Source organism: Hymenobacter volaticus, from assembly GCF_022921055.1.
GTDB lineage: Bacteria > Bacteroidota > Bacteroidia > Cytophagales > Hymenobacteraceae > Hymenobacter > Hymenobacter volaticus.
On the sequence record NZ_CP095062.1, the window covers coordinates 172,213 to 198,175 of the forward strand.

The window sequence follows — 25,963 nt, forward strand, 5'->3', positions numbered from 1 at the left end:
GTGAAAACAATTGAGGCAGTGGGAGTACCTCACCAACAGCTTCAGTAGGGACCAATAGCTGCTTAACGCGCGGATTCTAGGGTTAACTAGAGAGAAGATCATGAAGCTCCTGAGTGGAGCGCTTAGTTGCATGACCTATTACAATGGTAAAAAGCATTTGCTGTTATTGCAAATCTTTCATAAATTTTATTTATTCTTTATAAACTCAATAATACAGCCCTCGTTCTGTTGCCACTTTCTAAAAGCAGCAGCTTGAAAGGCTATTTACATAACTAGTTCTAACTTATAAATTCGATAATCTTTATATTGAACATTACTCAGAAATAATAATTAATAACCTATATTATATTTAATTATTTCAAGTGCAATGCGCAATGTATTGCATGCAATGTGTCTGCCGAAAACCCTGTAATTAGATTCAAAAACGAACAGTGCGGGTGACCTTGATATAAAAAATGCAATCGGTTGCTTTCTTGCTTAAAGCAGTAAATACTCTTTAACTATTTTTGGCAAGTGTTACTAGCCAACACGCTTTTCCACTACAAGTTGGGTTCTACAACTGAACCTCACTCAGTGACATAAGCTTGAAAATTCATAAGGACGATATTCCTACTATAGATTATGTAGTCTCACACCTAATGTAATGTGTGGCTCGCCGCTGATGCTATTAATGAATATTGCCCTGCTTTTTGAATACATAGCACAGTTTGGGCTACTACTCGACCGAAAATACATTGGCAATGCTTTCTGCCCGCTTAATAAGCTGATCAGCCAGAATGATAGCCTACTATCTACTACGCTGGAACAATTCTTTTTTAAAAAGAGCCACGGTGCTAGCACTTCATCAGTTGTGAAGGACTGCACTTTCCGAATGGCAAATAAGGTTCTAACGCAGACGCAGACGCTGCTGAAGGCCTTGCAAGCCCCCAATGATCAGTGCCCCCAAAGTGGTTGCGCTGCGGTTTTGCGACCGTGGTATCTCCCGAAATTGACTACGCATTTTGCGGGTAACTACCGCGGCGCTTTGAGCATCCAGGCCGGTGTCTTGTAGCAGGGTTTGCACCTGCTTGTTGGACTTGCCTTGGCGCATTAACTGCCCTACTTTATCGTATAGATGCTGTAAACTGTTTTGGCGAGGCGACGGACTATTATGTTCCATAATCTTGATCAAGAAAAAGAGTAGCGAGCATAACGCGCTGTGAATGAAGCCTTATAATACAATCAACACGTAATTGTTTTGTATTGTACGGCTTTCTTGATCTTATGGACGACCTTAATCTAGATTCAGTTAAAGTTTTTGTTTTGGGTGGAGTATGTCTTATGCTCGCTGACAGCACACTGATAACCCGCTTATGGCAGAGCGCAAATTAGCGGACGCTATAAGGCAACATTGCTTGGTACAATGCTGCTTTTTTTACGCTATGGTGCTATAAAAGGGCTTGCAATCCCCCGCAATTCGTTTGGTCTATGGCTCTTGTTTTAAGCGTGGACTACGGTAGTGCAACAGGTCAGATTGCTATGAAATTACTGTTCAGGTAATCTACCCTGAGTGCTACGAAAAAATTATTTAATATGAATTACTGATTGACCTTGGTTGTCACCCCAACGTTGGCAACAGCAGAAGAACAGACTGTGTCAGTATCCCACTCCACAATTTTGAAACGCCGCTGTTTCAGCTGTCTTTTCCGCGCAACTCATCTAGCTGATTAGTTCAGGCCATACATACGTCACTATAAGTGGCCGCTTTGCTTGGAGGTTAGCAAACGAGCAACGATAGTCCACCAAAGACTGAGGAATTAGCTCTTGAAGGCATTCAAATCTGCATTTCAAACTTAAAGCAGTGCCTGCCATCAACACTTAACAATAGGCCATGCTGCACGCATCTTCGGCTCGACAGATAATCAATCTGAAGAGGTGAATTGGCGGGACTTTACGGAAAAACCGGCTGTGGCACCAGGGTATCGGACGATGTGCTGGCCGTGGTACGGCTAGCTTGCTGGCACGCTTCAAGGGCAGCCCGTGCTTGGGCCAATTCCAGCTCGGTCACCGAAACGGGCAGCCCCGCTTCCAGCTCGTAGTTTAAAGGGCGGGCGTCGAGCTGACGTAGGCAATACACGTTCAGGCCCACCGACAACAGGAGCGCACCTAGCAACAATCCTAGTAGCAACCGGTTTCGAAATTCCTGCATAACAACTCTTTACACTGGTAAACATTGCAAAGAAGCTTGCCCAGGATTAGAACGGCATGAGGCGCACATTAGAAAACATTAGAAGCCACCTAGGTGCCCGGCAGCACAAGCGTGGCGGTGGTTCCCTGCTCTGGTACCGACACCAACGTGAGGGTGCCGCCGTGCCGCTCGGCTATTTTCTGCGTGACGGTCAGGCCTAGGCCATAACCGGGAGCATGCCGGGCATTCTCGGCCCGGTACATGGCATTGGCTACCCGCGGCAGCTCGGTTGGTGCAATGCCTATTCCCGCATCCTGCACCGTGACTACCAATTCTGGTCCACGGTAGCCGAGGCATACTTGCACGGCCTGGTTGCTGTATTTGCAGGCATTGTCGAGCAAGTTGAACAGCGCAGTGGTCAGGAGTTGCTCGTTCCCGAGCACCCTGAACGGGTCGTCGCCCGTAGCAGGCAGTTCGCCGAATATCAGTTGTACATGGCGGTGGGGATATTTGCTTTGGCAATAACTCAGGGCCTGCGTAAGGCAGTCGTCTAGTCGCACGGTGTCGCGCCGAAATGAGGCGTCTTCGGCCTTGGCTAGCGCCAATAAAGCATTAGTCAGTCCAACCAAATGCTTGAGCTCGTCCACCGCCGAGGCAGTGCTAGTTTTGGCTTCTGATAGATTGGTGTCGTAGGCGTAGGAAGTTTCTAGTGTGCCGAGCGCCGTGGCCAGGGGCGTACGCAGTTCGTGAGAGGCATGGCTGAGAAAGTTTTTCTGCATCTCGAATGCCTGCTCTACCCGAGTCAGCATCTGGTTGAAAGTGACAGCTAGCTGAGCAATTTCGTCGGTGCCATTGCCTTCGTCCACCCGTAAGCTTAGGCGGCCCGCCGTGATGCGCTCCACTTGCTCGATTACTCGCGCCATGGGCTTCAACGATTCATCGGCAAAGTACCAGCCCGCCAGGATGATGAGCACCAATGCACCGGCGTTGCCCACCAGCAGAATCAGTCGCAGCTTATCAAGCTGCAGAAAGCCAAACTGGTCGCGGCCGGCAGCGAAGATGCGGTACTGCCGCCCGCGGTACTCATGCGCAATGCCTACTACTTCCAGCTCGCCATCGGTGAACTGGACTGGCTGGTCTACCTCTACCTGCGACAAGTAATAGGAATTCAAGCGCTGACTTAAGCCATCGTCGCTGGTATAAATTAAGTGCCCCTCGGGGTCATAGATGCTGATTTGCTCGTCGAGAATAGTGAGCAGGTCGCGCCGACGGAATGTGCGCAGTGCTTCCTCATTGGACTGCGGCTGACGCAGCAGCAGGCGGGCCGTCATGGTGCCTTTGCCCGCTAAGCGCTGACTGAAGCGCTGCTCCCGGGTGGCCGCGTGGAAGTAATAGATGAACGCTGAGAAACTAAGCTGAATGGCGAGCACCAGCAAAGTAAAGCGCAGAATAAGCTTGTTGCGAATCAGCATGCTAGTCTGGCCCTTACCCTTCGCGCAACACGTAGCCCATGCCCACCACCGTATGAATGAGCTTGGTATCGTAGCCTTTGTCGAGCTTTTTGCGCAGATAGCTGACGTACACGTCGATGACGTTGGTGTTGGTATCAAAGTTGAGTTCCCACACCTTCTCGGCAATATCCACCCGCGAAATCACTCGGCCCCGGTTCAGGAGTAGATATTCGAGCAGGGTGTACTCCTTGGTGGTTAGGTCGATGCGCTGACCGGCGCGGGTTACCACTTTAGTTTCCAGGTTCAACTCTAGGTCGGCTAGGCGTAGTACGCGCCGCACGGTGGCTCCTTCATGGTGGCGCCGCGTTAAGACCCGTGCCCGCAGCAGCAACTCCTTGAACTCGAAGGGCTTCACCAAGTAATCGTCGGTACCGGCCTCGAAGCCCGCTACTTTGTCGTCGAGACTGTCGAGGGCGGTGAGCAGCAGCACCGGCTGGTGCGGGTCTTGCTGCCGGATCTGCCGGCACAACTCGAAGCCATTGATGTAGGGCAGGTTCACGTCGAGCACTACCAAGTCGTAGCGGTTTTGGTGCAGCAGCGACTGTCCCATGCGCCCGTCGTACGCTACTTCCAGCTCGTAGCCCTCGTTTTCAAACCCTTTCTTGACAAAGGAAGCCAGCTTGGGTTCGTCTTCGACTAACAATATCTTCATCAGAGCAGAATATTTCCTGGCAGGACAATGCCTCAGCAGCTTGGCAGCATCGTGACCACAGAATCCGGGCGTCCGAAGCTTGCTGCACTTTCTGCTAAGCTGTTCGACCCCGCTGGCGAAGGTAGCTAGATACCCGGTGCAGAACCGCAAAAAACTAGAGGCTGCCAGCGTTGGGCTGGCTCCTCTAGTCTCAGAGCTTTCCAATAACAAAGAAAACAGCTTAAATGGCGGCTCGGCTGTTTTGAAGTAAGGCACGCAGCATAACCCGAGCCCGGAACAAACGAGCCTTCACCGTGCCCACAGGCAGCTTTAGTTCAGTTGCCATTTCCACGTAGCTTAACTGCTGAAAGTAACGCAAACGCACAGGACGAGCATACTTAAGCGGCAGCACATTGGTTAGCTTATGCATCAGGTCGATGCGCTCTTGCCGAATGAAAGCATCCTGCGGATTGGGCGCTGGGTCGTGCACTTGCAGGGGCAAGTTCTCCTCGTCTCTTTGGTGCAAGGACTGCACCGGCAGTTTTTGGCGCCGGATGAAATCTATGCTATGGTTGGTGGCAATGCGAAACAACCAGGTGCTAAAGGCAAAATCGGGGCGGTAATTAGCTAAGTATTTGAAAGCCTTGGTAAAAACCTCTAAGGTTAGGTCTTCGGCATCGTCGGCATTACCTACGATTTTGAGTATCACGTACGATACGGGCTTACGATAACTTGAAAGTAACTCGGCATACGCTTTCGCGTCGCCCGCCAGCGCAGCGTCAATTAGCGCCATATCCTGTTGAGACCGAACAGACAACTCATGAGGAGCTGGGTGGGCAGGGGAATCGGAAAGCATAAACGGGTAAGAAAGAGGTGGAGTAACGTGCGGGAAAAGACTAATCCAGGGCTTGCATTAGTGAAGCCTAGGTAACACGCTGATCGGCAACCAGTAACAACAGCACCAACCCAACGACGCAGCAAAAGAGCACCCGCGGCATTAGAGCCGCATGAGTTGCACATTAGAAAACATTAGAATTTCCTTTTCCCTGCTCCACTTCTTACTCTCACTTTTAGTTGCTCTACTAGCTTTTCAGGTATAAGCAGCCTCACCCAATTACTTCATTAGTAATATGCTTTTCAGCCCATGTATAAGCGCTATTACAATACGCTTATGCATGGGCTGAAATGAGAAAACACCGTTTACTTGCAGTTACTGCAACAAGAAGTAGCGGTACCGCTTCGTTGCCCGTTCGTTCCTATTATCTGCTCTAAGTTGTAGGCACCTTTTGTTTATGCTACTCGCCTTTGCCCTTGGCTAGCTGCCCAAAGGGAATGACGCCGACCCGCGCAGCCCACTTATCGTAGAGGGCTGTCATTTCCTGCACCTTCTGCGGGTTCTGGGCGCTTAGGTCTTTTAGCTCCGAACGGTCCACTTGGGTATCATAGAGTTGCCACTTGTTATCAGGAAAGTCCGACACCAGCTTCCACTTGCCTTGGCGCACGGCCCGGTTGCCTTCGTGCTCGAAAAACAGTGCCTCGTGCCCTGACCAAGAGTTGCCTTTTAGCACCGGCACGAGGCTGATGCCCTCAGTGGGTGTGATGGGGTTGTTTTTAAATGATTTCGGGTAGGATACACCGGCTAGCTCCAAGCAGGTTGCCATTAAGTCGACGAGGTGGCCGGGCTGGGCCACGGTGCGGCCAGGCTGCACGATGCCGGGACCGTAGGCAATGAAAGGGGTAGCGGTGCCACCTTCGTACTCCCAGTGCTTGAAGAGCCGGAAGGGCGAATTGCTAACCGAGGCACCAGCAAACTCGTAGGCAGTAAACGAGGTAGGGTCGCTGGCGGGCTTGTTATTGGCTTCCAGAATTTCGGGCCGGAAGCCGGGGCCTTTGATGCTCTCGTTGCTGCCGCCATTATCCGACAGAAACATAAGCACGGTGTTCTGGTCTTGGCCTAACTCCCGCAGCGTCTGGCGCAGCCGCCCGATGTTTTGGTCCATGCGGTCTATCATGGCGGCGTACACGGCCATTTTCGTGTCCCACTGTTCCTTTTCTTCCTGGCTTAGTGTTTCCCAGGCCGGCACGTGCGAGTCGCGGGGGAGAGGCGGGTGCTAGCGTTGAGGATGCCAAGCTGCTTCAAGCGCTGAAACCGCTCTTCGCGCAGCTTGTCCCAACCCGCCATATACTTGCCCTTGTACTTGGCAATGTCTTCGGGCAGGGCATGTAGCGGCCAGTGCGGCGCTTGGTACGCCATGTACAGGAAAAAAGGCTTGCCAGAAGACTTGCCGTCTTTCAGAAACTTGATGGCATAATCGGTGTAGGCATCGGTGGAATAATAGCCAGGGCCCGGCGTGAAAGGCTTATCATCGAGGGCAATGGTGAGCTTTTGGTTGGGCCGGTACGGGCGGTTTTCGAAGTAGCTATTCGCTCCGTCGATTAGCCCAAAGTAATGGTCGAAGCCGCGCTGGGTGGGCCAGTGCTCTGCTGCCTGTCCTACGTGCCACTTGCCGGTCATAAACGTGTTGTAGCCGCCGTTTTTGAGGGCTTCGGCAATCGTGACGCAGTTGTTGTTTAGGTAGCCCTGGTAAGCGGGTTGAGGGCGCGTATTCATCATATCCCCCACCCCGGCTTGGTGCTGATAGAGCCCCGTCAGCAAGGAGGCGCGGCTTGGGCAGCAGCGTGATGCGTTGTAGAACTGCGTCATTTTCAATCCTTCCCGCGCCATAGCATCCAGGTTCGGCGTCTGCGTGTTCGAGCCAAAGCAGCCGATGTCGGAGTAGCCCATGTCATCGGCCAGAATGATGATGACGTTAGGCTGCTTGGGTTGAAGGTGGGCCGGCATCAAACTCAGGAACAGTCCGGCTAGCGGCAATAGGATCAGCAAACTTCCTTTCTTACGCCTCATCTGTCTTGTTTTTTCTGCGTGGATACTGCAGTCCTCAAGCTCGGGAAAGTGAAACGCGTTGGCAACCTGTACTTACCTGTCCGAATCCTGGCTGCTACTTCTCTTCTACCACCTGCACGCCCCAGGGCGCAAGTTGCAACTGCTGATTCGTGGCAACTGCGGCGTTGGATAGCAACTCTTTGCCGCCACCATGCGGATAGCGCAACGAAGCGGGCGCAGCGGAATAGTTGAAGTAGAAATGCACTGCTTTCTTGCGCTGATTGACGCCCGACTTCGTGATGAGCGGGAATTGCAGTTGCTGATCGGGCCCCCATAGGCCAGCCTTCTTTACAGCGTCTTGCACTATTTTCTCTAATACTTCCTTGCTGGTACGGCACCCGATGTAGGTGGCCAGCCCCTTACCGTAGTTGTTTTCGGTGATGGCAGCGTACTTCCCCCACACGGGGTGGTCGTAAGTGGCCAGCACCTTGGCTGTGGTGGGCGTAAGCAGCTCCATCCAGGCGCTGACTTGGTTGTTGGCCTCCCCTACCTGATACGGGTCACCTTTCAACGATACTTTCTCTGGGGCCGTGAATTGGCTGTAGGTAACGCCGCAGGCTTCCGTGATAATGCCCGGCTGCCGGGTGGAGCGCACCTTCACGTTCTCGTCGGAGAAGCCGCTTTTGTAGGTGTACACGACGTGGCCCCCATTCTTTACAAAACGGTTCAGCCGCTCCAGCAGACTAGTGGGGGCAGCGTAAAGCGCCGGCACAATCAGCAGCTTGTAGCTTTCCAGATTAGTGCTGGATGGGTCTACAAAGTCGCAGCCCACGTTTTGGCGGTAAAGGGCATCGTAGAACGGGCGCAGAATATCGTTGTAGCTTTCCTTGGTGCCCCAGCCGAACCCAAACCACTTGAACGCCGTCAGGGCTTCGTTGCTGAAGAGAATAGCGGCCTTGTTGGTTTGCCGGAGGTTGACTAACTGTGAGCTTAGCCGCTGGAAGTCCTGCCCAATGGTCTTGGCTTCGTCGTAGGTAGGGTTAGGCTCGAAATCGTGGCTCAGCAGGCCTTTCCAGTAGGTTTCGGCCGAGTTGTGGATGGAGTGCCAGTGCCAGTATTCCAGCATGTTGGCGCCCGCAGCTACGTGGCTAAAGGCCTGCAACCGCAACTGACCGGGATACGGCACCCATTGCGGAAAGCCCTGCGCCTCGGTTTCTAGCACCAAGTAGTTCTGCCCGCCTTTCATAGACCGAGCCAGGTCGCCCCAAGTGATATTTCGGTGCCCGTAAGCTGGTCTTGGCTGGGGTGGTAAATGTCGATGCCGGCAATATCCAGGGCTTTGGAAGCGGCAAAATGGTCGACTTCCGGTTGGATGCCGTAGGAGAAGCCTTTCCAGTCGAGGTCGAAATTCTGGGTGATAAACTGCTTGGGCTGCTTGTACTCGCGCACCAGACCCGCCTGCCACGCCAAGTAATCCGTCACCAGTTGCCGCTGAAACTTGGCAAACTCACTGCCCAAACTAGCATTGATGGTGCCGTTAGTCGAGGGGAAATCCTCCCAACTGTTGATGCGGTTGCTCCAATAGTCCAGCCCGTAGGCTTGGTTGATAACCGCCAACGACGAGTACTTTTTCTGCATGTAAGCTACAAACAGCTTCTGCACTGCCGGCCCTGCGGTGTTGTACGGCTTGGTTTCATTGTCGATCTGATAGCCGATGATGGCTGGGTGGTTTTTGACGTGCCCGAGCAGCGCCCGTATCACTTGCTCGGCGTGCCGACGAAAATCCGGATTGGTGATATCCATGTTTTGGCGCGGTCCATACTGGTTTTGGCCGGTCGGGGTAATGGCGAGCACCGCCGGATACTTGCGCACCAGCCACGTTGGCACTGCGTAAGTGGGCGTACCGATAATCACTTGAATATTCGCTTTGTGCATGGCATTCAGCACCCGGTCGATGTGCGAAAAATCGAACACGCCTTCCTGCGGCTCTAGCGTACTCCACGTAGATTCGGCAATGCGCACGACATTGATGCCCGCGGCCTTCATCATCTGCACATCCTTGTCTAGGCGTTCATAGGGCATGTACTCATCGTAGTAAGCAACCCCAAAAAGCAACTTATCCTGTTTGGGTGCTTGCGCCACAAGCCAACTGGGCAAAAGCAATAGAGGCAGGCAAAACAGTAGCAGTTTGTTCATCAGCAACGGGTTGTACAAGGCATCGGATGCAATGGGGAATAAGGGAAGATAGCAGAAGTCAGCATTTCCTTGGTTCAGACTTCCGATAGAGTTAGTCTTAATACTACTTCTCCTATAGCTATTTCAAGCGTAGCAAAAACAGAGTTATAACCACGACACTTGACTGCGCTGTCCTCCAATCTGCGTCTCTACAGCCCTGGAGCGTACCCGTGGATAGCAACACTTATGAGTAACTTCTTCCAATAAAAAACCGGCCCCTCCGGTTGGCAGAGGACACCTGATGCAGATGTTTCTTGCCAACCGGAGGGGGTCGGTTTACTGTTTACCTTAGTTAATTAACTCAGCCGCCTTTTGGCATGCCGCCGGTTACTTCCAGTAAGCTGCCGGTGGAGTAACTGCCATCTTGCGAGGCGAAGTACACATAGGCCGGGGCCAGTTCTTCGGGCTGTCCGGGCCGACCTAGCATGGTTTCGTCGCCGAATTTTTTCAAATCCTCTTTCAGCATGGTGCCCGGAATGAGGGGCGTCCAGATAGGACCCGGTAGCACAGCATTCACCCGGATTTTCTTTTCGCCCAGGTAGGCGGCCAAGCTCTTAGTAAAGATGTGAATAGCGGCTTTTGTGGAGGCGTAGTCGATCTGGTGTTTGTTGCCGACAACGCCAGCAATACTGCCGGTATTGATGATGGAATCCCTTCGTTCATGTACGGCAGCACCGACTGCGCCATGAAGATGTACCCTTTGATGTTGGTATCGAAGGTGCGGTGAATGTTTTCCTCGGGAATGGTTTCGAAGCTCTCGTAGCCTTGCTGGTAAGCGGCATTATTTACCAAAATGTTGATAGCACCCAACTCAGCGTTGGTCTGGCGAGCAGCCTCGCGGCAAGCGTCGCCCGAACGCACATCGGCCTGAATAGCCAGGAACTTGCGTCCCTGCGCTTCCACAGCTTTGCCTACCACGGCCGCATCATCAGCGTTGGTTTGATACACTACGGCAACATCGGCGCCTTCCATAGCGAAGGCCAAGGCTACAGCCCGCCCGATGCCGGAGTCGCCGCCGGTAATCAGGGCCACTTTGCCTTTAAGCTTGCCGGCTGGCAAGTAGTTGGACATATCCCAATCAGGTTGCTCTTCCATATCCTCCTGGCTCGTGGGATACGGCATGGGCTTGGGGTTGATTTCGCTATTGGTTGGGCGCGGTTCGTTTTGGTCGGTTGTCATGGTTTGGAAAGCTTGTTTTCAAGACAGAATACGAGGAACCCGGTGTGCTGGCTGGCAAACCCCAAAAGTTGTTGTGTTACGGTTCTGCTACTCCTGACTAGCCTACGAATTGGCTGCTGTAATGCCGCTTAGTTCCTCGTCTGGCGAAGAGCGGCGGGCGTGTACGCGGCTGTCGTGGCCGGCTTGTTCTTGCTTGAACCCATGGACGGCGCAGATAAACGACGAGTGCACGAACGTTTGGGGGAAGTTGCCGAGCATCTGCCCTCCATTATCCACGCCGGCTTCTTCCGCAAAAAAGCCCAAGTCGTTCTGGTACCGCAGTACCGCATCCAAGATCTGCCGGGCTTTGTCGAGCTGACCGGCCACGGCATAGTAGTGCGCCATCCAGCAAGTGCCCGCCAGAAAGGCGCCCTCCTGATGCGCATCAAACTCCTCTAGCCGACGCCAGTAAAGGTTGTCGCGGCTCCACTGCCCCTCTATTTCGCGAATGGTAGCCAGCATTTCCGGACTATTGGGGTCGCAATACGTCCAGAGCGGAAACTGCACCGCCGTAATGTCCACTTCCTGCGAACCCGCATACACGGCATAAGCGCCAGACTTGGTCAGGCAGTGCTGGTCCACAAAAGCCCGAATATCAGCGGCGGCTTGCTGCCAGCGCTTGGCCTGCTCCGGGGTGTCGGCGTAATCGGCAATAAACTCTAGGCCCCGGGCCGCCAACACTTTCGAGGAAGTATATGGCTTGGTAGCGCCTTCTTCCCAGATGCCATTGTCGTCGCGCTGCCAGTTTTGGCTGAGAAAGTCGGCCACCTCCGCTACCATTTCCCATTCTTTCTTCTCGCCAAATCGGTCATAAAGTAGCTTAGCGGCCAGCAACACGTTGGCGTGCGCGTCGAGTTGCAACTGGTTGCCGGCGGTATTGCCGATCTGCACCGGATGGCTATGCTCGTAGCCCGCCAACTCTAGCTCGTGGGTGCCGCTTAGCTTTGTTTTATCGACGGCGTAGAAGGGGGTCAGTTCGACCTGCTGGTTTTCGCGGCGGGCTTGTGCCAAAAACTCAATAAAGCTTTTTTCGGGTTGCCCCACTGCATCAAGCTGAAGCAACGAGCTGACAATCAGACTCACATCGCGCATCCATACGTAGCGGTAGTCGTAGTTGCGCTGCCCGCCCGGTACCTCCGGAAGCGACGTAGTAGCCGCCGCAATGATGCCGCCCGTGTCTTGGTAAGTGAGCTGTTGCACGGCCCGAATCGAGTTCAGCACAGGTTGCTCGTACGGCCCCTCATAGGACAGCAGAGCCGCCAGCTTGCGCCAGCCTTGCAGCGTGTGTTCCCGCGAAGCAGTCAAGCGTGCCTCCGATAAATCCGGCAAAACAGTCTCCGTTTCTGTCAGCACGGCCCATCCGGTAGCGCCAGCGGGAACTTCAAAAACCAGCGTGTCTTCAATCTGCCGCACGGCATGAGAGGCCCGAAGCCACAAGCCCAACTCAGGAAAGTGAACCGTCGTGTCGGCTGGCCCTATTTTAGCTGCGGTGGCGCGAGTCCCATATTCCGGCCGGAGCCGGAGCGTTACGGTAATGGGAGCTGGCGCAACGGAGAACAACCGACACAGCCCGGTGAAACTGTCGTCGAGCGGCATCCAGTCCGTCACCTGAAAAAACTGACCGGCAACCGTAAATTCGGTGGTCAGGATGCTACTCCGCTCTGCATAGGCCCGGCCAACGTAGTGCTGATCGGGACCAGCGACGGACCAATAGCCACCCTTCTCGCCATCAAGCAGCAACGACAAGACGGCGCTACTGTCGAAGCGCTGGGGGCAATACCAACACAGGGTGCCCTGCTTGTCAAGTAAAGCGCACGTATGACGGTCGCTGACCACGGCCAGCGCCTGAATGGCGGGTTGTTTTCTCATGAGTTTCTGCTAGTCCGGTGACTACTGAGGCTCTTGCGCCTCACTAGTTTCCAGCTAAGCAGTACGTAAAACATCCAGCTACTGTATACTACAACTAACTACACGGCCAATTAAAAAGCTGAGCGGTAAGCAAACAGTCCGGGCACTCCACCGGTCATCAAAAATAAAATAGATGCTCCCGGCTGATACCGTTGAGAGCGAATGTCGTGCAGGAGACCAGCAAACGCTTTGCCGCCGTACACGGGGTCCAGCAACAAGCCTTCCGTTCGGGCCAGGAACTGCACCGCTTCCTTCATTTCGTCGGTAGGAATTCCGTAGCCCTCACCTAGGTGTTCGCCATCGAGTAGTATTTCGGGCTGCGGATGACTGGCTTGAAGCAAGGCAAGCGTATCCGCAACTTTCTGCTCGGTGGTGGCTTTGGCTTGGCTGAGAGGCGCAAGTACGGTGTAGGATTTCACGCGTTGCGCGTGGCCTTCCAGCAAGGCAAAGCCTGCGGCTAACCCAGCGTGCGTGCCACCACTGCCATTGGGAACAATCAATTGGGCGAAATCGAGCTCCATGGCGTTTGCCTGGGCGGAAATTTCCCAAGCACAGGCCACGTAGCCCAAGCAGCCGAGCGGACTAGAACCGCCAAGCGGACAAACGTACACCCGTTGCCCACAGGCTCTGAGTTCCTCGGCCCGGGCCTCGGCATACGCCAGCGCATCCGCCTCGCCCGGCAGATCGTGCAGAGTGGCGCCAAACAGCTCGTCAAGCAGGATATTCCCGTTGTGTTGGTATGCCTCGTCGTGCCGGGGCACGTTGCGGGTAAGTACCAGCTCGCAGGCCAATCCCGCTCGTGCTGCCGCGGCCGCTGTCAAGCGCGCATGGTTCGACTGACGGCCGCCTACCGTGATGATGGTGTCGGCTCCAAGGGCCATGGCTTCGCCGAGCAGGAACTCTAGTTTGCGCAGCTTGTTGCCGCCTCCACCGAGCCCCATCAAGTCGTCGCGCTTGACGAAGAGCTTCACTCCTAGCTGCTTGCTTAGCCGAGGCAGCGCTTGAATGGGAGTTGCACCCTCCAGTAAGGGGAAGCGTGGAATAGCAGCTAGCTGAGTTGGCAACTGATACGATACCATGCGCGAATTCAACGGTTTAGAATAAATGTGAAGCCCTCGGCTATGACTTAGCCCTTCTGTAACTCCTAACGGAGGATGCTTTGGCCGCAGTTGACACTGCCATCCAAGATAGACTTTCGACAGAATGCACCTGCTTCCACAACGTTTGCTCGGCAAATTGAAGGGTATACGTCGCCGACTATCGGCTAGTAGTTTCGCTTTACTTGCAGGCCATTGAGAAATGCTTCGCCAGCCTGGGCAGTGAAGTCGATGATGATGCCCTTACCGTCCCTAGCCGTGACAGGCACTTTGAAGCTGGTGGCTCGCAGGGGCCGTAGGTAGGTATCCGCACTTAGGCTAGGCAATATGGGTTGGCCGTTGAGCGACACCGTAAACGCTCGCGCGGTTGGGGCAGCTTGGCTACCCTCTGCCTTCTCGCCGGCTAGGTTATAAGCTAACTGCTCGGCAGCTGGAGCGGCTTCGAGTTCGGCAAAGTGCAGCGTTACTTCGTACTGGCCATCGGGTACGTCCAGGCGGAATTGCTTGAGGCCTTGCCGCTGGGTTTCGTAGATGGCGTCGTAGTCGGTGCCGAAGATGTCGCGGTCGGAGCCGTAGGGCAACCGGTCGCTAGGCATTTTGTAAACGTGGCCGCCTACGTAGCCCCAGCCGCCGGGGGTATAGGGTTGCTCGGGCACCCACACTTGGTGCAGCTGGGCATCCGTGAAGGTGCGCTCGTCGCCGAGGCTCACGTTGAGTTCGGCAAACGGCAGGTTGGCAGACGCTAATCGGGCAGGCAAAAGCTGAAACTCGATATCGGTCTGATCTTCTACTGTCTGCCCTGGGTTCTGTGCCCGCAACCGGTTCAGACCATTACCGAAGGGCACCATGAAGCGCGCTACTCCGAACACAGCGGGCTTGGTGCCCAGGTCGCGGCCGTTGAGTTGCAGCTGCACGGTGGGCTGGTTAGTATACACCTCCACTGGCTGGCGGCAATAGAGTGAATCGGGGCCGGCAGCAGGACCAGCACGCAGCGTCCAGGCACGAGAACCGATGCGCAGTACCGGCGTGCGGAGCAAGTGGGCCTGATAAAACCAGTAGGTGTCCTTGGGTTGCCGGTCGCCGGTAAGCAGGCTTTTGTTGTTGATGTGGGGCACGGCTTCCTGCCGGGTTTCGGAGTTGAACTCGGCTAGATTCCATACCGCGCAACCAGCCACAAACGGCCGATCCAGGATGGCTTTCAAGTAGAACTCGTGGTAGCGGTTGGCGTACTCCATCGACTTGTCGAACCGCTTCGGCACAGCAGCATGCAGGCGCACGTCGCAGTCGGCGCCGTATTCGGTTACCAGCAGTGGCTTGTCGGGCAGGTCTTTGCGGTGGCGGTCAAGAAAATTGGGGAAACCTTGCAAGTCGGGCGAGTACCAGCCGGGGTAAAGGTTCCAGCCAATAACCTGCGGAATAGCCGTCAGGCCGGCTTGTTGGTAGAGGTTGAGGTCGCCGTGGCACACCAGCATGGTGGCGCGGGCCGGGTCTTCACGCCGGGTTAAGCTGTCGAGCTGCCGGGCCAGGGTGGCTACCCGGCGCAAATAAACGCGGCCAGGCTCGTTGTCGCGCTTGATGCCGGTGGGCAACCGCAGCAGCACTTCGTTCATGTAGGACCAGATGATAACGCTCGGGTGGTTGCCGTTCTGCCGAATCATCTCGGTTTGCATGGTCCGGCAATTTTGGAAGAAGGCTTCCGAGTCGGTAATGGCGTTGACCACGGGAATCTCAACAGAAGCCAGAATCCCGAGCCGGTCGCAGGCTGCCAGCACGGCGGGGTCGTGGGGGTAGTGCGACACGCGCAAGAAGTTGCCGCCCATTTGCTTGAGCAACTGCACGTCGCGCTCAGCCAGGGCCGTAGGCAAGGCGTTGCCCAAGCCCGGATAGTCTTGGTGCCGGTTGGTGCCGATTAGTTTGAGCGGCTGGCCATTCAGGAAAAAACCTTGCGCTGCGTCGAAACGAAACCAGCGCAACCCTACGGGGCTGCTAACTTCGTCGAGCGGGGTGTTGCCCTCCAGCACCTGGGTTACGGTGCGGTACAGGTACGGGTCGTCGGGAGTCCATAAATGGGGCTGACGCACGCTGGGCAACGCCAGCCGGAACGCCTGTGTTTGGCTTGCTTTCAAGGCGAGGCGCGTCTGCTGCCGGGCTACCAACTGGCCAGTACGGTCGAGCAGCTGGGTCAGCACCGTAACCCGCCGGGTTGTACTGGCCTCGTTGGTGAGGGTGCCAGCCACTACTACGGCCGCCGCAGTAGCCGATACCGTAGGCGTAGTGGTAAACACTCCATCAGAAGCGTGGTTGTCGAGGTCGAAATGCACGGGCTCGGCGGCCACCAAATACACGTCGCGGTAGAGCCCCCCGTAGAACGTAAAGTCGGCCGTTAGCGGTGGGATATCCGGGTTGTAGCGGTTGGTGAGCTTCACGACCACCTCGGCCTTCGTGGGCTTGTTCCCGCTGAAAGTCAGAAATTTACTGATCGGAAAGCTGAACGCGGTATAGCCGCCCACGTGGCGCCCGGCCAGCTGCCCGTTCACGTACACCTCGGCTTCTTGATTGGCCCCTCAAAGCGCAGAAACACGCGGCGGCGCTGCCAATCAGCGGGCACGGTGAGCGTCTTTTTGTAAGTGCCAACGCCTCGGTAATAACCCGGCTCATCGTCGAGGACGTCGGTGGCGTTCCAGGTGTGGGGCAAGGACACTTTTTCCCACCCATCCGAACCTGTGGTTAACTCGCCTTTGCGAAAAAGCCAGTCGGAGCTGATGGATTGCACGAGGCGCTGGGCGCTGGCCGGAACAGCCAGCAGCAGGAGCAGGCTAACATGTAGGCGACGCAACCAGGAGAATAGAAGCTTATTCATAGGGGAAGGTACCACTCGGGGCCGGACTAGTACGACACAACCGCCGGCACGGCTTCAGCGTCCGTACCGGCGGCGTGCGCATTTCACAAAAAGCTTGTGCTCGGAAAACTTAGCCGTCTTAGTTAATCACGTAAGTGCTGATGGAATGCGGCAAACTAACGGCCGGAGCGGCCTGACCTTTCATCCAAAGCTGGAATTCCTGCTTTTTGTCGCCGCTGTTCATGACCACCACGGCTACTTTGCCGTCAGCATTTTGGAAGGCCGTAGTTTGCAGCCAGTCGCGGTTGGTGGTGCTGGCAATGCGCCGGGCGCCGGGCCGAATAAATTTCGAGAAGTGGCCGATGTAATAGTAACAGTTGGTGTAAATCAGCTTGCCAGTGCGCGTATCGGCAATGATGGGCGCGAAGCAGAAGTTACCAACGTGGTTGGGCCCGCCCTTTTCGTCGAGCAGCACGTTCCAATCGGTCCAGCCCACGGTGCCGGCGTTGAAGTCGTTGATCATCGAATTACCGTACCGCTCGCCGAGTTTCCAGTCGTTCACTTGGTCGAAGTTGAAGTTTTCGATGCAGCCTTCGGTGAACATCAAGTTGGTATTGGGGTAGGTTTCGTGCACGCGCCGCTCACTGTCGAAGAGCATGCCGCTGGTGGTCCAGGTTTCGTACCAGTGGTAGCCGATGCCCCACACGTACTTGGCGGCCTCGGGGTCGTCGAGGATGGTGCTGGCCCGCTGGTACATCAGGTCGCGGTTATGGTCCCAGGCAATCAGCTTTTTGTCGCCCAAGCCGCCTTTTTCGAGCGTGGGCCCCAGGTACTGCTTGATGTAGTCGCGCTCTTCTTCGGCCGTAAACAAACACGACTCCCACTTCTGCGTGGCCATCGGCTCGTTTTGCACCGTCAGGCCCCAGATGGGCAGGCCGCGCTGCTCGTACGCTTTGATGAACTTCACGTAGTGGTCGGCCCAGCTTTGGCGGAACTCTGGCAGCAACTTACCGCCGCGTAGCATGTTCTTGTTGTCTTTCATCCAGGCCGGAGGGCTCCACGGGCTTACGTACAAGGGCAGCTTGCCCCCGGCCGCAGCCGTGGCCTGCTTGATAAACGGAATCCGGTACTGCTCGTCGTGCTTGACGCTAAAGGATTTCAGCTCCTTGTCGTTGTCCTTGACATAGGTATAGCTACCACTGGAAAAGTCGCAGCTGCCAATAGACGTACGCGCCAACGAGTACCCAATACCTGCCGTGGGGCTGTAGTACGCCTGCATGAATTCCTGCTGCTGCGGCTTAGGCAGCTTAAAGAAGGTTTCGGCCGAGGCATCGGTCAGCGCGCCACCAATGCCGAGCAGGGTTTGAAACGAGTGCGACGGGTCCACGAACACGCAGACCTGAGTTTCGAGGGGCTGCCCGGCAGGTTGGAAGGCCAACGGCTGACCAGCGCTTAGGCGCTGATCGGTGTTCTGCGCGGTGGTATATACCTGCGCCGTTTTACCAGCGGCCGAATACGGAGTAGGCTGCGCCAGCACGCGGCCCAAACCGAGCGCCAAAAGCGGCAGCAAAAACTTGATTTTCATAGAAAACGGGTGAGCAAAGCAGAAGCCAGCCAGGGCTACCACACGTAGGTAGCCACGGCACCGCCGTAGAGCGAGGTGCTTACTTCTTTGCCTTTAAACTGGATGTTGAATTTTTGCAGCGTTGAACTGGTATTAACGACCATCAAAACGCGCTTGCCATTAGGGGTTTTGTAGGCCACGTTGGGCAGATTGGGGGGCACATTGGTGGCCACGCGCACCGAGCCGGGCCGCACAAACTTGCTGGCGTGCGCAACGCTGTAGTACGCCGGATTGCGCGTTACGGTATTGGCACTAATCGTAATGGCGCCTAGGCATTGCGTGCAGCCGCCGCTGGTATGCGGCCCGAAAGCGGCGTCGTTGGCTAGGTTCCACTCCAGCACGTTGCGGCTCCAGTTGCGCGGCGCAGCAATCAGGAGGTTATTGGCGTGCCAGGTTACATCGGCGGCGAAGTTACCGGGGGCTTGGGTCCACTGCTCGGTGAAGTACACGTTCTTGCCCGGATAGGCATCATGCACGGTGGTCAGGGCATCCATGGTGCCACCGTAGAGGTGGAACGCCGAGCCATCGACGTAGGGCCGCGCCCCGGCATCGTTGAGCACGGTGATGGGGTAGTTGGGTTGGTCGGCGTTGTGGTCGTAGGCAATAATCTTGGTGCTGATGTTCGCCGCCCGGAAAGCCGGTCCCACATGGTTCTTGATAAAGGTGGCTTGCTCACTGGCCTGCATCACCAAGCTGGGGTTGTTGTTGGGATTCAGGGGCTCATTTTGCAGCGTTACCGCGTCAATCGTAATGCCAGCGGCCTTCATACCCTGGATGTACTTCACAAAGTACTGGGCATACGCATCATAATATTCCGGCTTCAAACTACCCCCCTTCGGGCTGTTGTTGGTTTTCATCCACGACGGAGCCGTCCACGGTGAACCCAGGATTTTGATGTTGGGGTTAACCGCCAAAATCTCCTTGAGCATCGGAATGAAGTAGGCTTGGTCGGGGGCGAGGCTGAAGTTGGCCAGGGTGGGGTCGGGGCTGTTCGAGTCGTCGTAGGTGTACACCTGGTCGTTGAGGTCGGAAGCCCCGATGCTCACGCGCAGGTAGCTGATGCCCAACGAGGTGCTATCCGTGGCGAACAACTCTTTGAGTAGCTCGGCCCGGCTGCTTGCTGCCATCTGACTCATCACCTGGGCACTCCCGCCAGTGAAGGTGTAGCCGAAACCATCCATCGTTTGGTAAGTTTGGGTGGTATCTACTATGATGGTAGGGTCTTGGTTGTTGTTGGTGCCAAACTGCAAATTCACCTTCTGACGAGCGAAAAGAGCGGATTTGTCGGGCATCGTCAGCCAGAGCGCTACCTGCGACGGTCCTACGGGAGTTGTCGGAGTCGGGGTTGGGGTAGGAGTCGGGGCGACGGGGGTGTTTTCCTTTTGGCAGCCGTCAAGCAGTAAAAGCACCAGAAACAAGCTGACCAGGCAGCGAAAGTGGGTGGGCAACGTCATGGGGCGAGCTAGAAAAACCAGTGAGTGAAATCCGTCGGCGCAGGCTACTTACCACACGTAGGTAGCTACTGCGCCAGCTGGCAGCGTGGCTTGGGCGTTTTTGCCCGAGTAGCGCACACTGAATGTTTGGGGCGAGGTTTGGTCGTTGAGGACCAGTAGTACGTGCCCGCCGTTGGGCGTGCGGTACGCCACGTTGGGTAGCACGCCAGTGCTGGTTGAGTTCACGCGCACCGAGCCGGGCACCACAAACTTGCTGGAATGGGCTACTGTGTAGTAGGCCACGTTGCGCGTTACCGTGTTGCCGGCCAGCGTAATAGCGCCGAGGCATTCGGTGCAGCCGCCAGGAGTGTGGGGGTTCTGCTGCGGATCGGCCGCCAAGTTCCATTCCAGCACGTTGCGGCTCCAGTTGCGCGGCGCCCCGATGAACATGTTCTTCACGTGCCAGCCTAAGTTGCCTTCAAACTTGGTGCGCGAGCCCACCCACTGCTCGGTGAAGTAGAGGTTTTTGTTGGGGAAAGCCTCATGTACTTTGCTCATGGCGTCAATGGGACCAGCGTAGAGGTGAAACGCGGAGCCATCGACGTACGGGCGGGCCGTGGCATCGTTAAGGACAGTGAGCGGATAGTCCGGCTTGTCGAGGTTGTGGTCGTAGCAGATGATTTTGGTTTTCAGCTTCGCGGCCTTAAAAGCGGGCCCTAGGTGCTTGCCAATAAACTCGGCTTGTTGCTCGGCTAGCATCAGCAAGCTAGGGTTGTTGCCGGGGTGCAAGGGCTCGTTCTGCACCGTAATGGCATCGAGCTTGATACCGTGCTTCTGCATGCCCTGGATGTACTTCACAAAGTATTGCGCGTAGGCATCGTAAAACTCCGGCTTCAGGGAGCCACCTTTGGTTTCGCCGTTGGTTTTCATCCAGGCGGGCGGGCTCCACGGCGACCCCAACAGCTTGATGGCGGGGTTGATGGCCAAAATTTGCTTTAGTACCGGAATCAGATGTTTCTCATCGGGGGCCAAGCTGAAGCGCGCCAACGTCGGGTCGGTCTGGCCGGCCGGCAGGTCGTCGTAGCTGAACACTTGCGCATCGAGGTCGGAGGCGCCAATGCTCAGACGCAGGTAGCTCACGCCAATACCCTTGTCGGTGGTGCTGAACAACTCGCGGAGCAGTTGGTTGCGCTCGGTGGCGCCCATGGCACTCAGCAGCTCGGCGCTGCCGCCAGTCAGGCAGTAGCCGAAGCCATCCATGGTCTGATAGGTTTGGCTATCGTCTACCTCAATCACGGCACCGGTTGCGGTTCCCGCCTGAAACGTCAGGCCGCTGGGCTGCGGCTGCAAGAGTTGAGTTTGGTCGGCGGTGGTAATCCAGCTCGACGCGCGCGCCGGGGCGGTGGCCTTGCCCCGCTGAGGGCGGTTTTGGCCGTGGCCTGGCAACAGCGTAAGGGTACATAGGGCTACCAGCCCCCAGCGGCAAACAGAAACAGATAGCATCAGTGAATCAAGAAAAGTACAGGTGATAATTCCACAGCCAGGAAAAGAAGGGCAATGCTCTTCTCCCTATGGCTTCAGGCCGGAAGTAAAGGAACGCCTTCACTTCCGGCCTGAAGCACTTTCTAGCTACCGTTCAGGTTAGTAGCCCGGATTTTGCTGAAGTTGGGGATTGTTATTGATTTCAGCTTGCGGCAGCGGAAACAACAGGTAGTTCACATCACGTGCGCCTTTGCGGAACTGGGCAATTAGGTCGAGAGCCGTAACGGTATGCGCGCCGGCTTCCACTTGGTTGTGACGGGCGTAGCGTAGCAAATCCCACCACCGCTCACCTTCAAAGGCTAGCTCCAGCCGGCGCTGCCGGTCGATTTCGTTGCGTAGCGCCTGCTTGCTGGCTGCTTGGGCTGAGCCCATCGTTAGGGCCGCCAAGCCAGCACGCTGGCGCACCAAATTCAGCTTGGCTAAGGCGTCAGTCGAAGGACCGTTTTGCTCGTTCACGGCTTCGGCATAGTTCAGCAGCACCTCAGCGTAGCGCAACACGTACGAGTTGTCTATGGAGTTGAAGTTGTTGCCACTGCTGGTCCATTTGTAGGGGAAATTGCCTCGGTCGTTGATTGCGCTATTACTGCTGCTAATAGCTTGGTTTTTACGCGAGTCGATATAACTGACATGGTTACGCCCAAGAAACTTACCAGCGCTATTCACCACATTTCCCACATAACTCCAACGCTGATCGTTCACCGTGTCAGCATACGCAATCAGTTCGGCCGTAGGGAGGTTGAACTTCGAGAACGAATACGTAGTGAGCGGGAAGGGCAATATCTCGTCGGGCAGTAAGTTGCCCCCGTCGGGAGTTCCAGCGAATTGAATCTCGAAAAGTGACTCGGCCCCTTTATTTTCCGCTGGAAACAGCGCTCGGAAGCTATTGTTAAGTTGAATGTTGGCAGCAATCACCTTGCCCGCCGCAGCCTGAGCTGCCGCCCAGTTGCGCTGAGTAACCTGCACCCGGGCCAACAGGGCATTGGCCGAGTTTTTAGTGGCTCGGTTAAGGTTGGAAGCGGCAGTGGGAGGCATTTGGATAGCAGCCTTTTGCAAATCTGTTACCACCTGCTCGTACACTTGCTCGGGAGTAGCCCGGGGTAGGTTCAGCTCGGAAGGCTGCGCCGTCTCGGTAGGCTCTAGGCGCAGTGGCACGCCTCCATAGGCTCGCACCAAGTTGAAGTAACACAGAGCGCGCACAAAGCGGGCTTCGCCCTGGATTTGGCTGCGCCGCAGTGTGTCCATCGTAATGGTAGGCACGTACTTGAGCACGATGTTGGCCCGGTTGATACCCAAGTAGGCTTGCCGAAACACGTTACCTACTTGGCTGGTGTTGGGCGTCCAGGCAATGGTTTCCAGCGCATTCACGTCGTTGCTGACGCTGGTGGTGTTGTCGCTGGGCATCTCGCCCATCGTAAACAAGTCCTGGCCGTAGGCCCCAGCACCTTGCAGCGCATCATAGACGGCCGTAATGCTGGACTCAGCATCGTCGCCGGAGGTAAAGAAGTTGTTGGGCGTGATGCTGGTCAACGGCTCTTTCTGCAGGAAGTCGTCGCAGCTGGCGAGCAGCGCAAGCGCGCAGAGCGGAAGGATATAGGCTTTTTTCATCGGGAATGGCAGGCTAAGAAGTCAGCTTAAAAAGAGGCGTTCAAGCCCACGGTGTAAGTGCGCGATTGGGGGTACACGCCAAAGTCGCGGCCCAGGCTGGTAGAAGAGAAAGGGTCAGCACTCACCTCGGGGTCATAGCCCGAATAGTCGGTCCACGTCAGCAGGTTTTGGCCGGTTACGTACACGCGCAGATTCTTGATGGCGGCCCGTTTGGTCAGGCTAGCAGGCACGGTATAAGCCAGCGTCAGATTTTTGAGGCGCACGTAGGTGCCATCTTCAATGAAGCGTGTGGAGAGGCGGTTGTTGCTGTTCGGGTCGCTGCGTACTGGGCGCGGAATGTTGGTATCGGTGTTGGTGGGCGTCCAGTGGTTGAGCACTGCCGTACTTTGGTTGATTGGGTCACTCTGGCCCTCGATAACTGTGCGGGTCTGGTTATAGATGTCGTTGCCGAAGCTACCCTGGAAGAACACGCTCAACTCCAAGCCCTTGAAGGAGAAGTTGTTGGTCACGCCCGCAAAGGCTTTGGGGTTGGGGTTGCCGATGATCTGCCGGTCGCTGTTGTTGATTACTCCGTCACCGTTCAAATCCTTGAACTTGATATCGCCAGGAGCCGTGCGAGCAGCTTGGTAGATTTTAGTGGGCGAGCCGGCGTTCAGGGCGTTCAGCTCGTCGGCCGACTGGATGATACCGTCGGCGACGTAGCCGTAGAACACGCTGAGCGGAATACCCGCCTGTTGAATGGTGTTGCCCGTGATGATAACGCGCGGGCTTTGCTCGCCAGCATCGTTGACCTGCGTGCCGAGGTCGATGATCTTATTGCGGTTACCCGACACGTTGAAGTTAGTGGTCCAGCCGAAGCCGCCGTCCTTGGCCTCCACGTTGGTCGTCACCAAGCCTAGCTCAATGCCACGGTTCTGAATTTCGCCCAGGTTCTGCAGAATGCTTAAGCTCTGGCCCCCTGTACTTTGCGGAATCGGCACCGACAGCAGCAAGTCCTTGGTTTGCTTGTTGTAGATGTCGAACGTGAACGAGAGGCGGTTGTTGAACATGCCCAAGTCCACCCCGCCGTTATACTGGTACGTGGTTTCCCACTTCACTTCGTTGCCGATGTCGCTCTGCGAGATACCACCCACGATTGCCGTTCCTGTACCTTGGTAGTTGTATCCTAGTCCGTAGCGCGAGTAGCGCTGGTAAGTATAGAATTCTTGGTTTCCGTTGGCGCCGAAGCTACCGCGCAGTTTCAACTCTGAAATGGCATTAGTTTGCGGGAAGAAAGCTTCTTTGGAAATCCGCCAGCCCAACGCCACGGCCGGGAAATATCCGAAGCGGTTGTCGGTGCTGAACTTGCTGCTGGCATCGGCCCGGAAACTGACCGTAGCCAGGTAACGCTCATCATAGTTGTAAATGGCGCGAGTAAAGTAGCTCAGCAGCGCCCACTGATCGGCGTAGCTGCCCGGAATTCCGTCCGCAATGGAGCCCCCACCCAAATAAGGAACGGCATTGGAGGCGAAGCTTCGGGTACCGGCCCCCGACGTAAAGCGCTCCGACGACTGCATGGACTGCCCCGCCAACAACGTCAGGTTATGACGGCCACCGAGGTTGGGATTATACGTAAGAGTGTTTTCCAACAGCCAGATAACCTGCTGGTTGGTGGCCGTCCGGGCCGAACCACGCAACGAAGGATCTACGCCCGGCAAGGCCAGTGGCGGGTAGTTGCGGCTTACAAACGTGTTTTCGGTTTGGGTCCGGAAGTCGAGGCCCAACGACGAGCGTACTGTCAGGTTCTTGAGGATGTCAAACTCTCCGAACACGTTGCCAATCGTCTGATACACCACCGCCTTGTTGCTGCTTTCCAGCAAGTTGCCGACCGGGTTGTCGAAGTTAGACGCAAACGGGTTGACGCTGTACAGGCCATTGGCGTTATACACCGGAATGGTAGGCACCTGAATCAAGGCGCCAATCACCGTACCCGAGTTGCCTGCTCCTAATTCCGAGCGCACACTACCATTGGTGAAGGTGCGGCTCATGTTCAGGTTGGTACCCAGCCGGAAACGGTTGCTTAAGGTCTGATTGAGGTTGACTTTGAAGTTATAGCGGTCGAAGCCCGAGTTGATGTTGATGCCTTCCTGCTTGAAGTAGCCACCCGCTACGTAGTAGCGGGTTTTCTCGGTGCCGCCACTCACGTTAAGCTGGTAGTTCTCGATGCTAGCGGGGCGGTACACCTCATCCTGCCAGTTGGTGTTGTAAGGAGGCAAGTCGTCGAGGTTGGCGAAGGCGGGCGCCTGGCCGGCATTGGTCAGCACTTCGTTGTATTCCTGCGCAAACTGCGAGGAGTTAAGCACATCTAGCTTCTTACGCAAGTACTGGCGGCCGTAGTACATGCTCAACCCTACTTGGGCTTGGCCTACCTTGCCTTTTTTCGTGGTAATAACCACCACGCCGTTGGCTGCCCGCACACCATAAATAGCAGCCGCAGCCCCATCCTTGAGCACGTCGATACTCTCGATGTCGTTGGGATTGAGCGTATTGAGCGGGTTCAGGCGCTGGTTGCCGGTCGTGAGTTCCTGCTGATAATCTGGCAGCACGGGCACCCCGTCAATCACGTATAGCGGCGAGCCATTCAAGCTCAGCGAGGCGTTGCCCCGCACCCGCACGTTGATGCCAGCGCCGGGTGCCCCGAAGGAGCCGTCACCTGCACGCCGGGCGCTTGGCCTTGCAGGGCCTGGTCGAAGCCGGCTACTGGTTGGCGCTCGATAGCCGCCGCGTTTACGGAGGTTACGGAAGTAGTCAGCTCTTGGCGGCTCTGGGTGCCGTAGCCTACTACCACAACTTCGCCAAGTCCTTTCACATCTTCGGCCAGCGTGGTGGCACTCACTTGCGTGGTTTGGCCCTCGGTCACCGTAACCGGTACGCGAGCGGTAATCAAGCCTACCGAGGAGAATATCAACACCTGTGGACCCACTGGTACGTCGGCAATCAGGTAGGAACCGTCGGCATTGGTGGCGATACCCTGCTTGGTGCCTTCTACTACCACCGTTACGCCAGGCACGCCTTCCCCTTTCTGGTCGACTACCTTGCCGCTCACCGTACCCCCAGCTACCGCCGGAGACAGAAACTCGGTTGCAAGGCGCAAGCTATGAAGGGAACTAGCAGGAACAGTGGCAATAGGTGCCGCGAAGCTGGATAGTACCAAGCTGCTCAGCGCGGGGGTAAGCAGGACCTGCTTGAGGGGCCTGGGGCCGCGTGGGAATTGTAGCGGAAACGGCATA

17 protein-coding genes and 2 pseudogenes are annotated in these 25,963 nt (G+C 55.9%); all 19 read right to left on the minus strand.

Annotation, left to right across the window (positions count from 1 at the left end; translation table 11 throughout):
• Positions 1-886 precede the first annotated feature (886 nt).
• Positions 887-1,159: a hypothetical protein gene (locus MUN86_RS23885; protein ID WP_245125882.1), complete on the minus strand. Its 273-nt coding sequence runs from the start codon at positions 1,157-1,159 to the stop codon at positions 887-889.
• A 771-nt stretch (positions 1,160-1,930) separates the two neighbouring features.
• Complete coding sequence (locus tag MUN86_RS23890; RefSeq protein WP_245125883.1) at positions 1,931-2,188, minus strand: hypothetical protein; 258 nt, start codon at positions 2,186-2,188, stop codon at positions 1,931-1,933.
• 89 nt (positions 2,189-2,277) lie between these two features.
• A complete protein-coding gene (locus tag MUN86_RS23895) occupies positions 2,278-3,639 on the minus strand; it encodes a sensor histidine kinase (protein WP_245125884.1) in 1,362 nt (453 codons plus the stop codon).
• A 13-nt stretch (positions 3,640-3,652) separates the two neighbouring features.
• The gene (locus MUN86_RS23900) at positions 3,653-4,330 is read right to left on the minus strand and encodes a response regulator (protein WP_245125885.1); all 678 of its coding nucleotides are present in this window, start codon (positions 4,328-4,330) and stop codon (positions 3,653-3,655) included.
• Positions 4,331-4,550: 220 nt separating this feature from the next.
• The gene (locus MUN86_RS23905) at positions 4,551-5,165 is read right to left on the minus strand and encodes an RNA polymerase sigma factor (protein WP_245125886.1); all 615 of its coding nucleotides are present in this window, start codon (positions 5,163-5,165) and stop codon (positions 4,551-4,553) included.
• Positions 5,166-5,604: 439 nt separating this feature from the next.
• Entirely contained in the window at positions 5,605-6,393 is a 789-nt protein-coding gene (locus MUN86_RS23910; protein ID WP_245125887.1) for a sulfatase-like hydrolase/transferase, read from the minus strand.
• Entirely contained in the window at positions 6,372-7,214 is an 843-nt protein-coding gene (locus MUN86_RS23915; protein WP_245125888.1) for a sulfatase-like hydrolase/transferase, read from the minus strand. The genes MUN86_RS23910 and MUN86_RS23915 overlap by 22 nt, the downstream gene beginning before the upstream one ends.
• 94 nt (positions 7,215-7,308) lie before the next feature.
• Positions 7,309-9,275: pseudogene (locus MUN86_RS23920) on the minus strand (beta-galactosidase).
• A gap of 454 nt (positions 9,276-9,729) precedes the next feature.
• Positions 9,730-10,607 (minus strand): annotated as a pseudogene (locus MUN86_RS23925) (SDR family oxidoreductase).
• A gap of 102 nt (positions 10,608-10,709) precedes the next feature.
• Entirely contained in the window at positions 10,710-12,515 is a 1,806-nt protein-coding gene (locus MUN86_RS23930) for a glycoside hydrolase family 15 protein (protein WP_245125889.1), read from the minus strand.
• A gap of 110 nt (positions 12,516-12,625) precedes the next feature.
• Positions 12,626-13,633, minus strand: coding sequence for a D-cysteine desulfhydrase family protein (locus tag MUN86_RS23935; protein ID WP_245126260.1), 1,008 nt, complete (start codon positions 13,631-13,633; stop codon positions 12,626-12,628).
• 185 nt (positions 13,634-13,818) lie between these two features.
• Positions 13,819-16,194 (minus strand): glycoside hydrolase family 2 TIM barrel-domain containing protein, encoded by a 2,376-nt coding sequence (locus MUN86_RS23940; protein ID WP_245125891.1) that lies wholly within the window; start codon positions 16,192-16,194, stop codon positions 13,819-13,821.
• On the minus strand, positions 16,185-16,511 hold the full coding sequence (locus MUN86_RS23945; protein ID WP_245125893.1) for a hypothetical protein: 327 nt from the start codon (positions 16,509-16,511) through the stop codon (positions 16,185-16,187). The genes MUN86_RS23940 and MUN86_RS23945 overlap by 10 nt, the downstream gene beginning before the upstream one ends.
• Positions 16,512-16,629: 118 nt before the next feature.
• Positions 16,630-18,075, minus strand: a complete 1,446-nt coding sequence (locus MUN86_RS23950; protein WP_245125895.1) for a glycoside hydrolase family 30 protein — start codon at positions 18,073-18,075, stop codon at positions 16,630-16,632.
• Positions 18,076-18,110: 35 nt separating this feature from the next.
• Entirely contained in the window at positions 18,111-19,568 is a 1,458-nt protein-coding gene (locus MUN86_RS23955; RefSeq protein WP_245125897.1) for a glycoside hydrolase family 30 protein, read from the minus strand.
• A 48-nt stretch (positions 19,569-19,616) separates the two neighbouring features.
• A complete protein-coding gene (locus MUN86_RS23960; protein ID WP_245125899.1) occupies positions 19,617-21,050 on the minus strand; it encodes a glycoside hydrolase family 30 protein in 1,434 nt (477 codons plus the stop codon).
• 138 nt (positions 21,051-21,188) lie between these two features.
• Complete coding sequence (locus tag MUN86_RS23965; RefSeq protein WP_245125901.1) at positions 21,189-22,694, minus strand: RagB/SusD family nutrient uptake outer membrane protein; 1,506 nt, start codon at positions 22,692-22,694, stop codon at positions 21,189-21,191.
• Between the two features lie 26 nt (positions 22,695-22,720).
• A complete protein-coding gene (locus MUN86_RS23970; RefSeq protein ID WP_245125903.1) occupies positions 22,721-25,348 on the minus strand; it encodes a SusC/RagA family TonB-linked outer membrane protein in 2,628 nt (875 codons plus the stop codon).
• The gene (locus MUN86_RS23975) at positions 25,321-25,962 is read right to left on the minus strand and encodes a carboxypeptidase-like regulatory domain-containing protein (RefSeq protein WP_245125905.1); all 642 of its coding nucleotides are present in this window, start codon (positions 25,960-25,962) and stop codon (positions 25,321-25,323) included. Before MUN86_RS23975 ends, MUN86_RS23970 begins: the two co-directional genes overlap by 28 nt.
• Position 25,963: the final 1 nt, after the last annotated feature.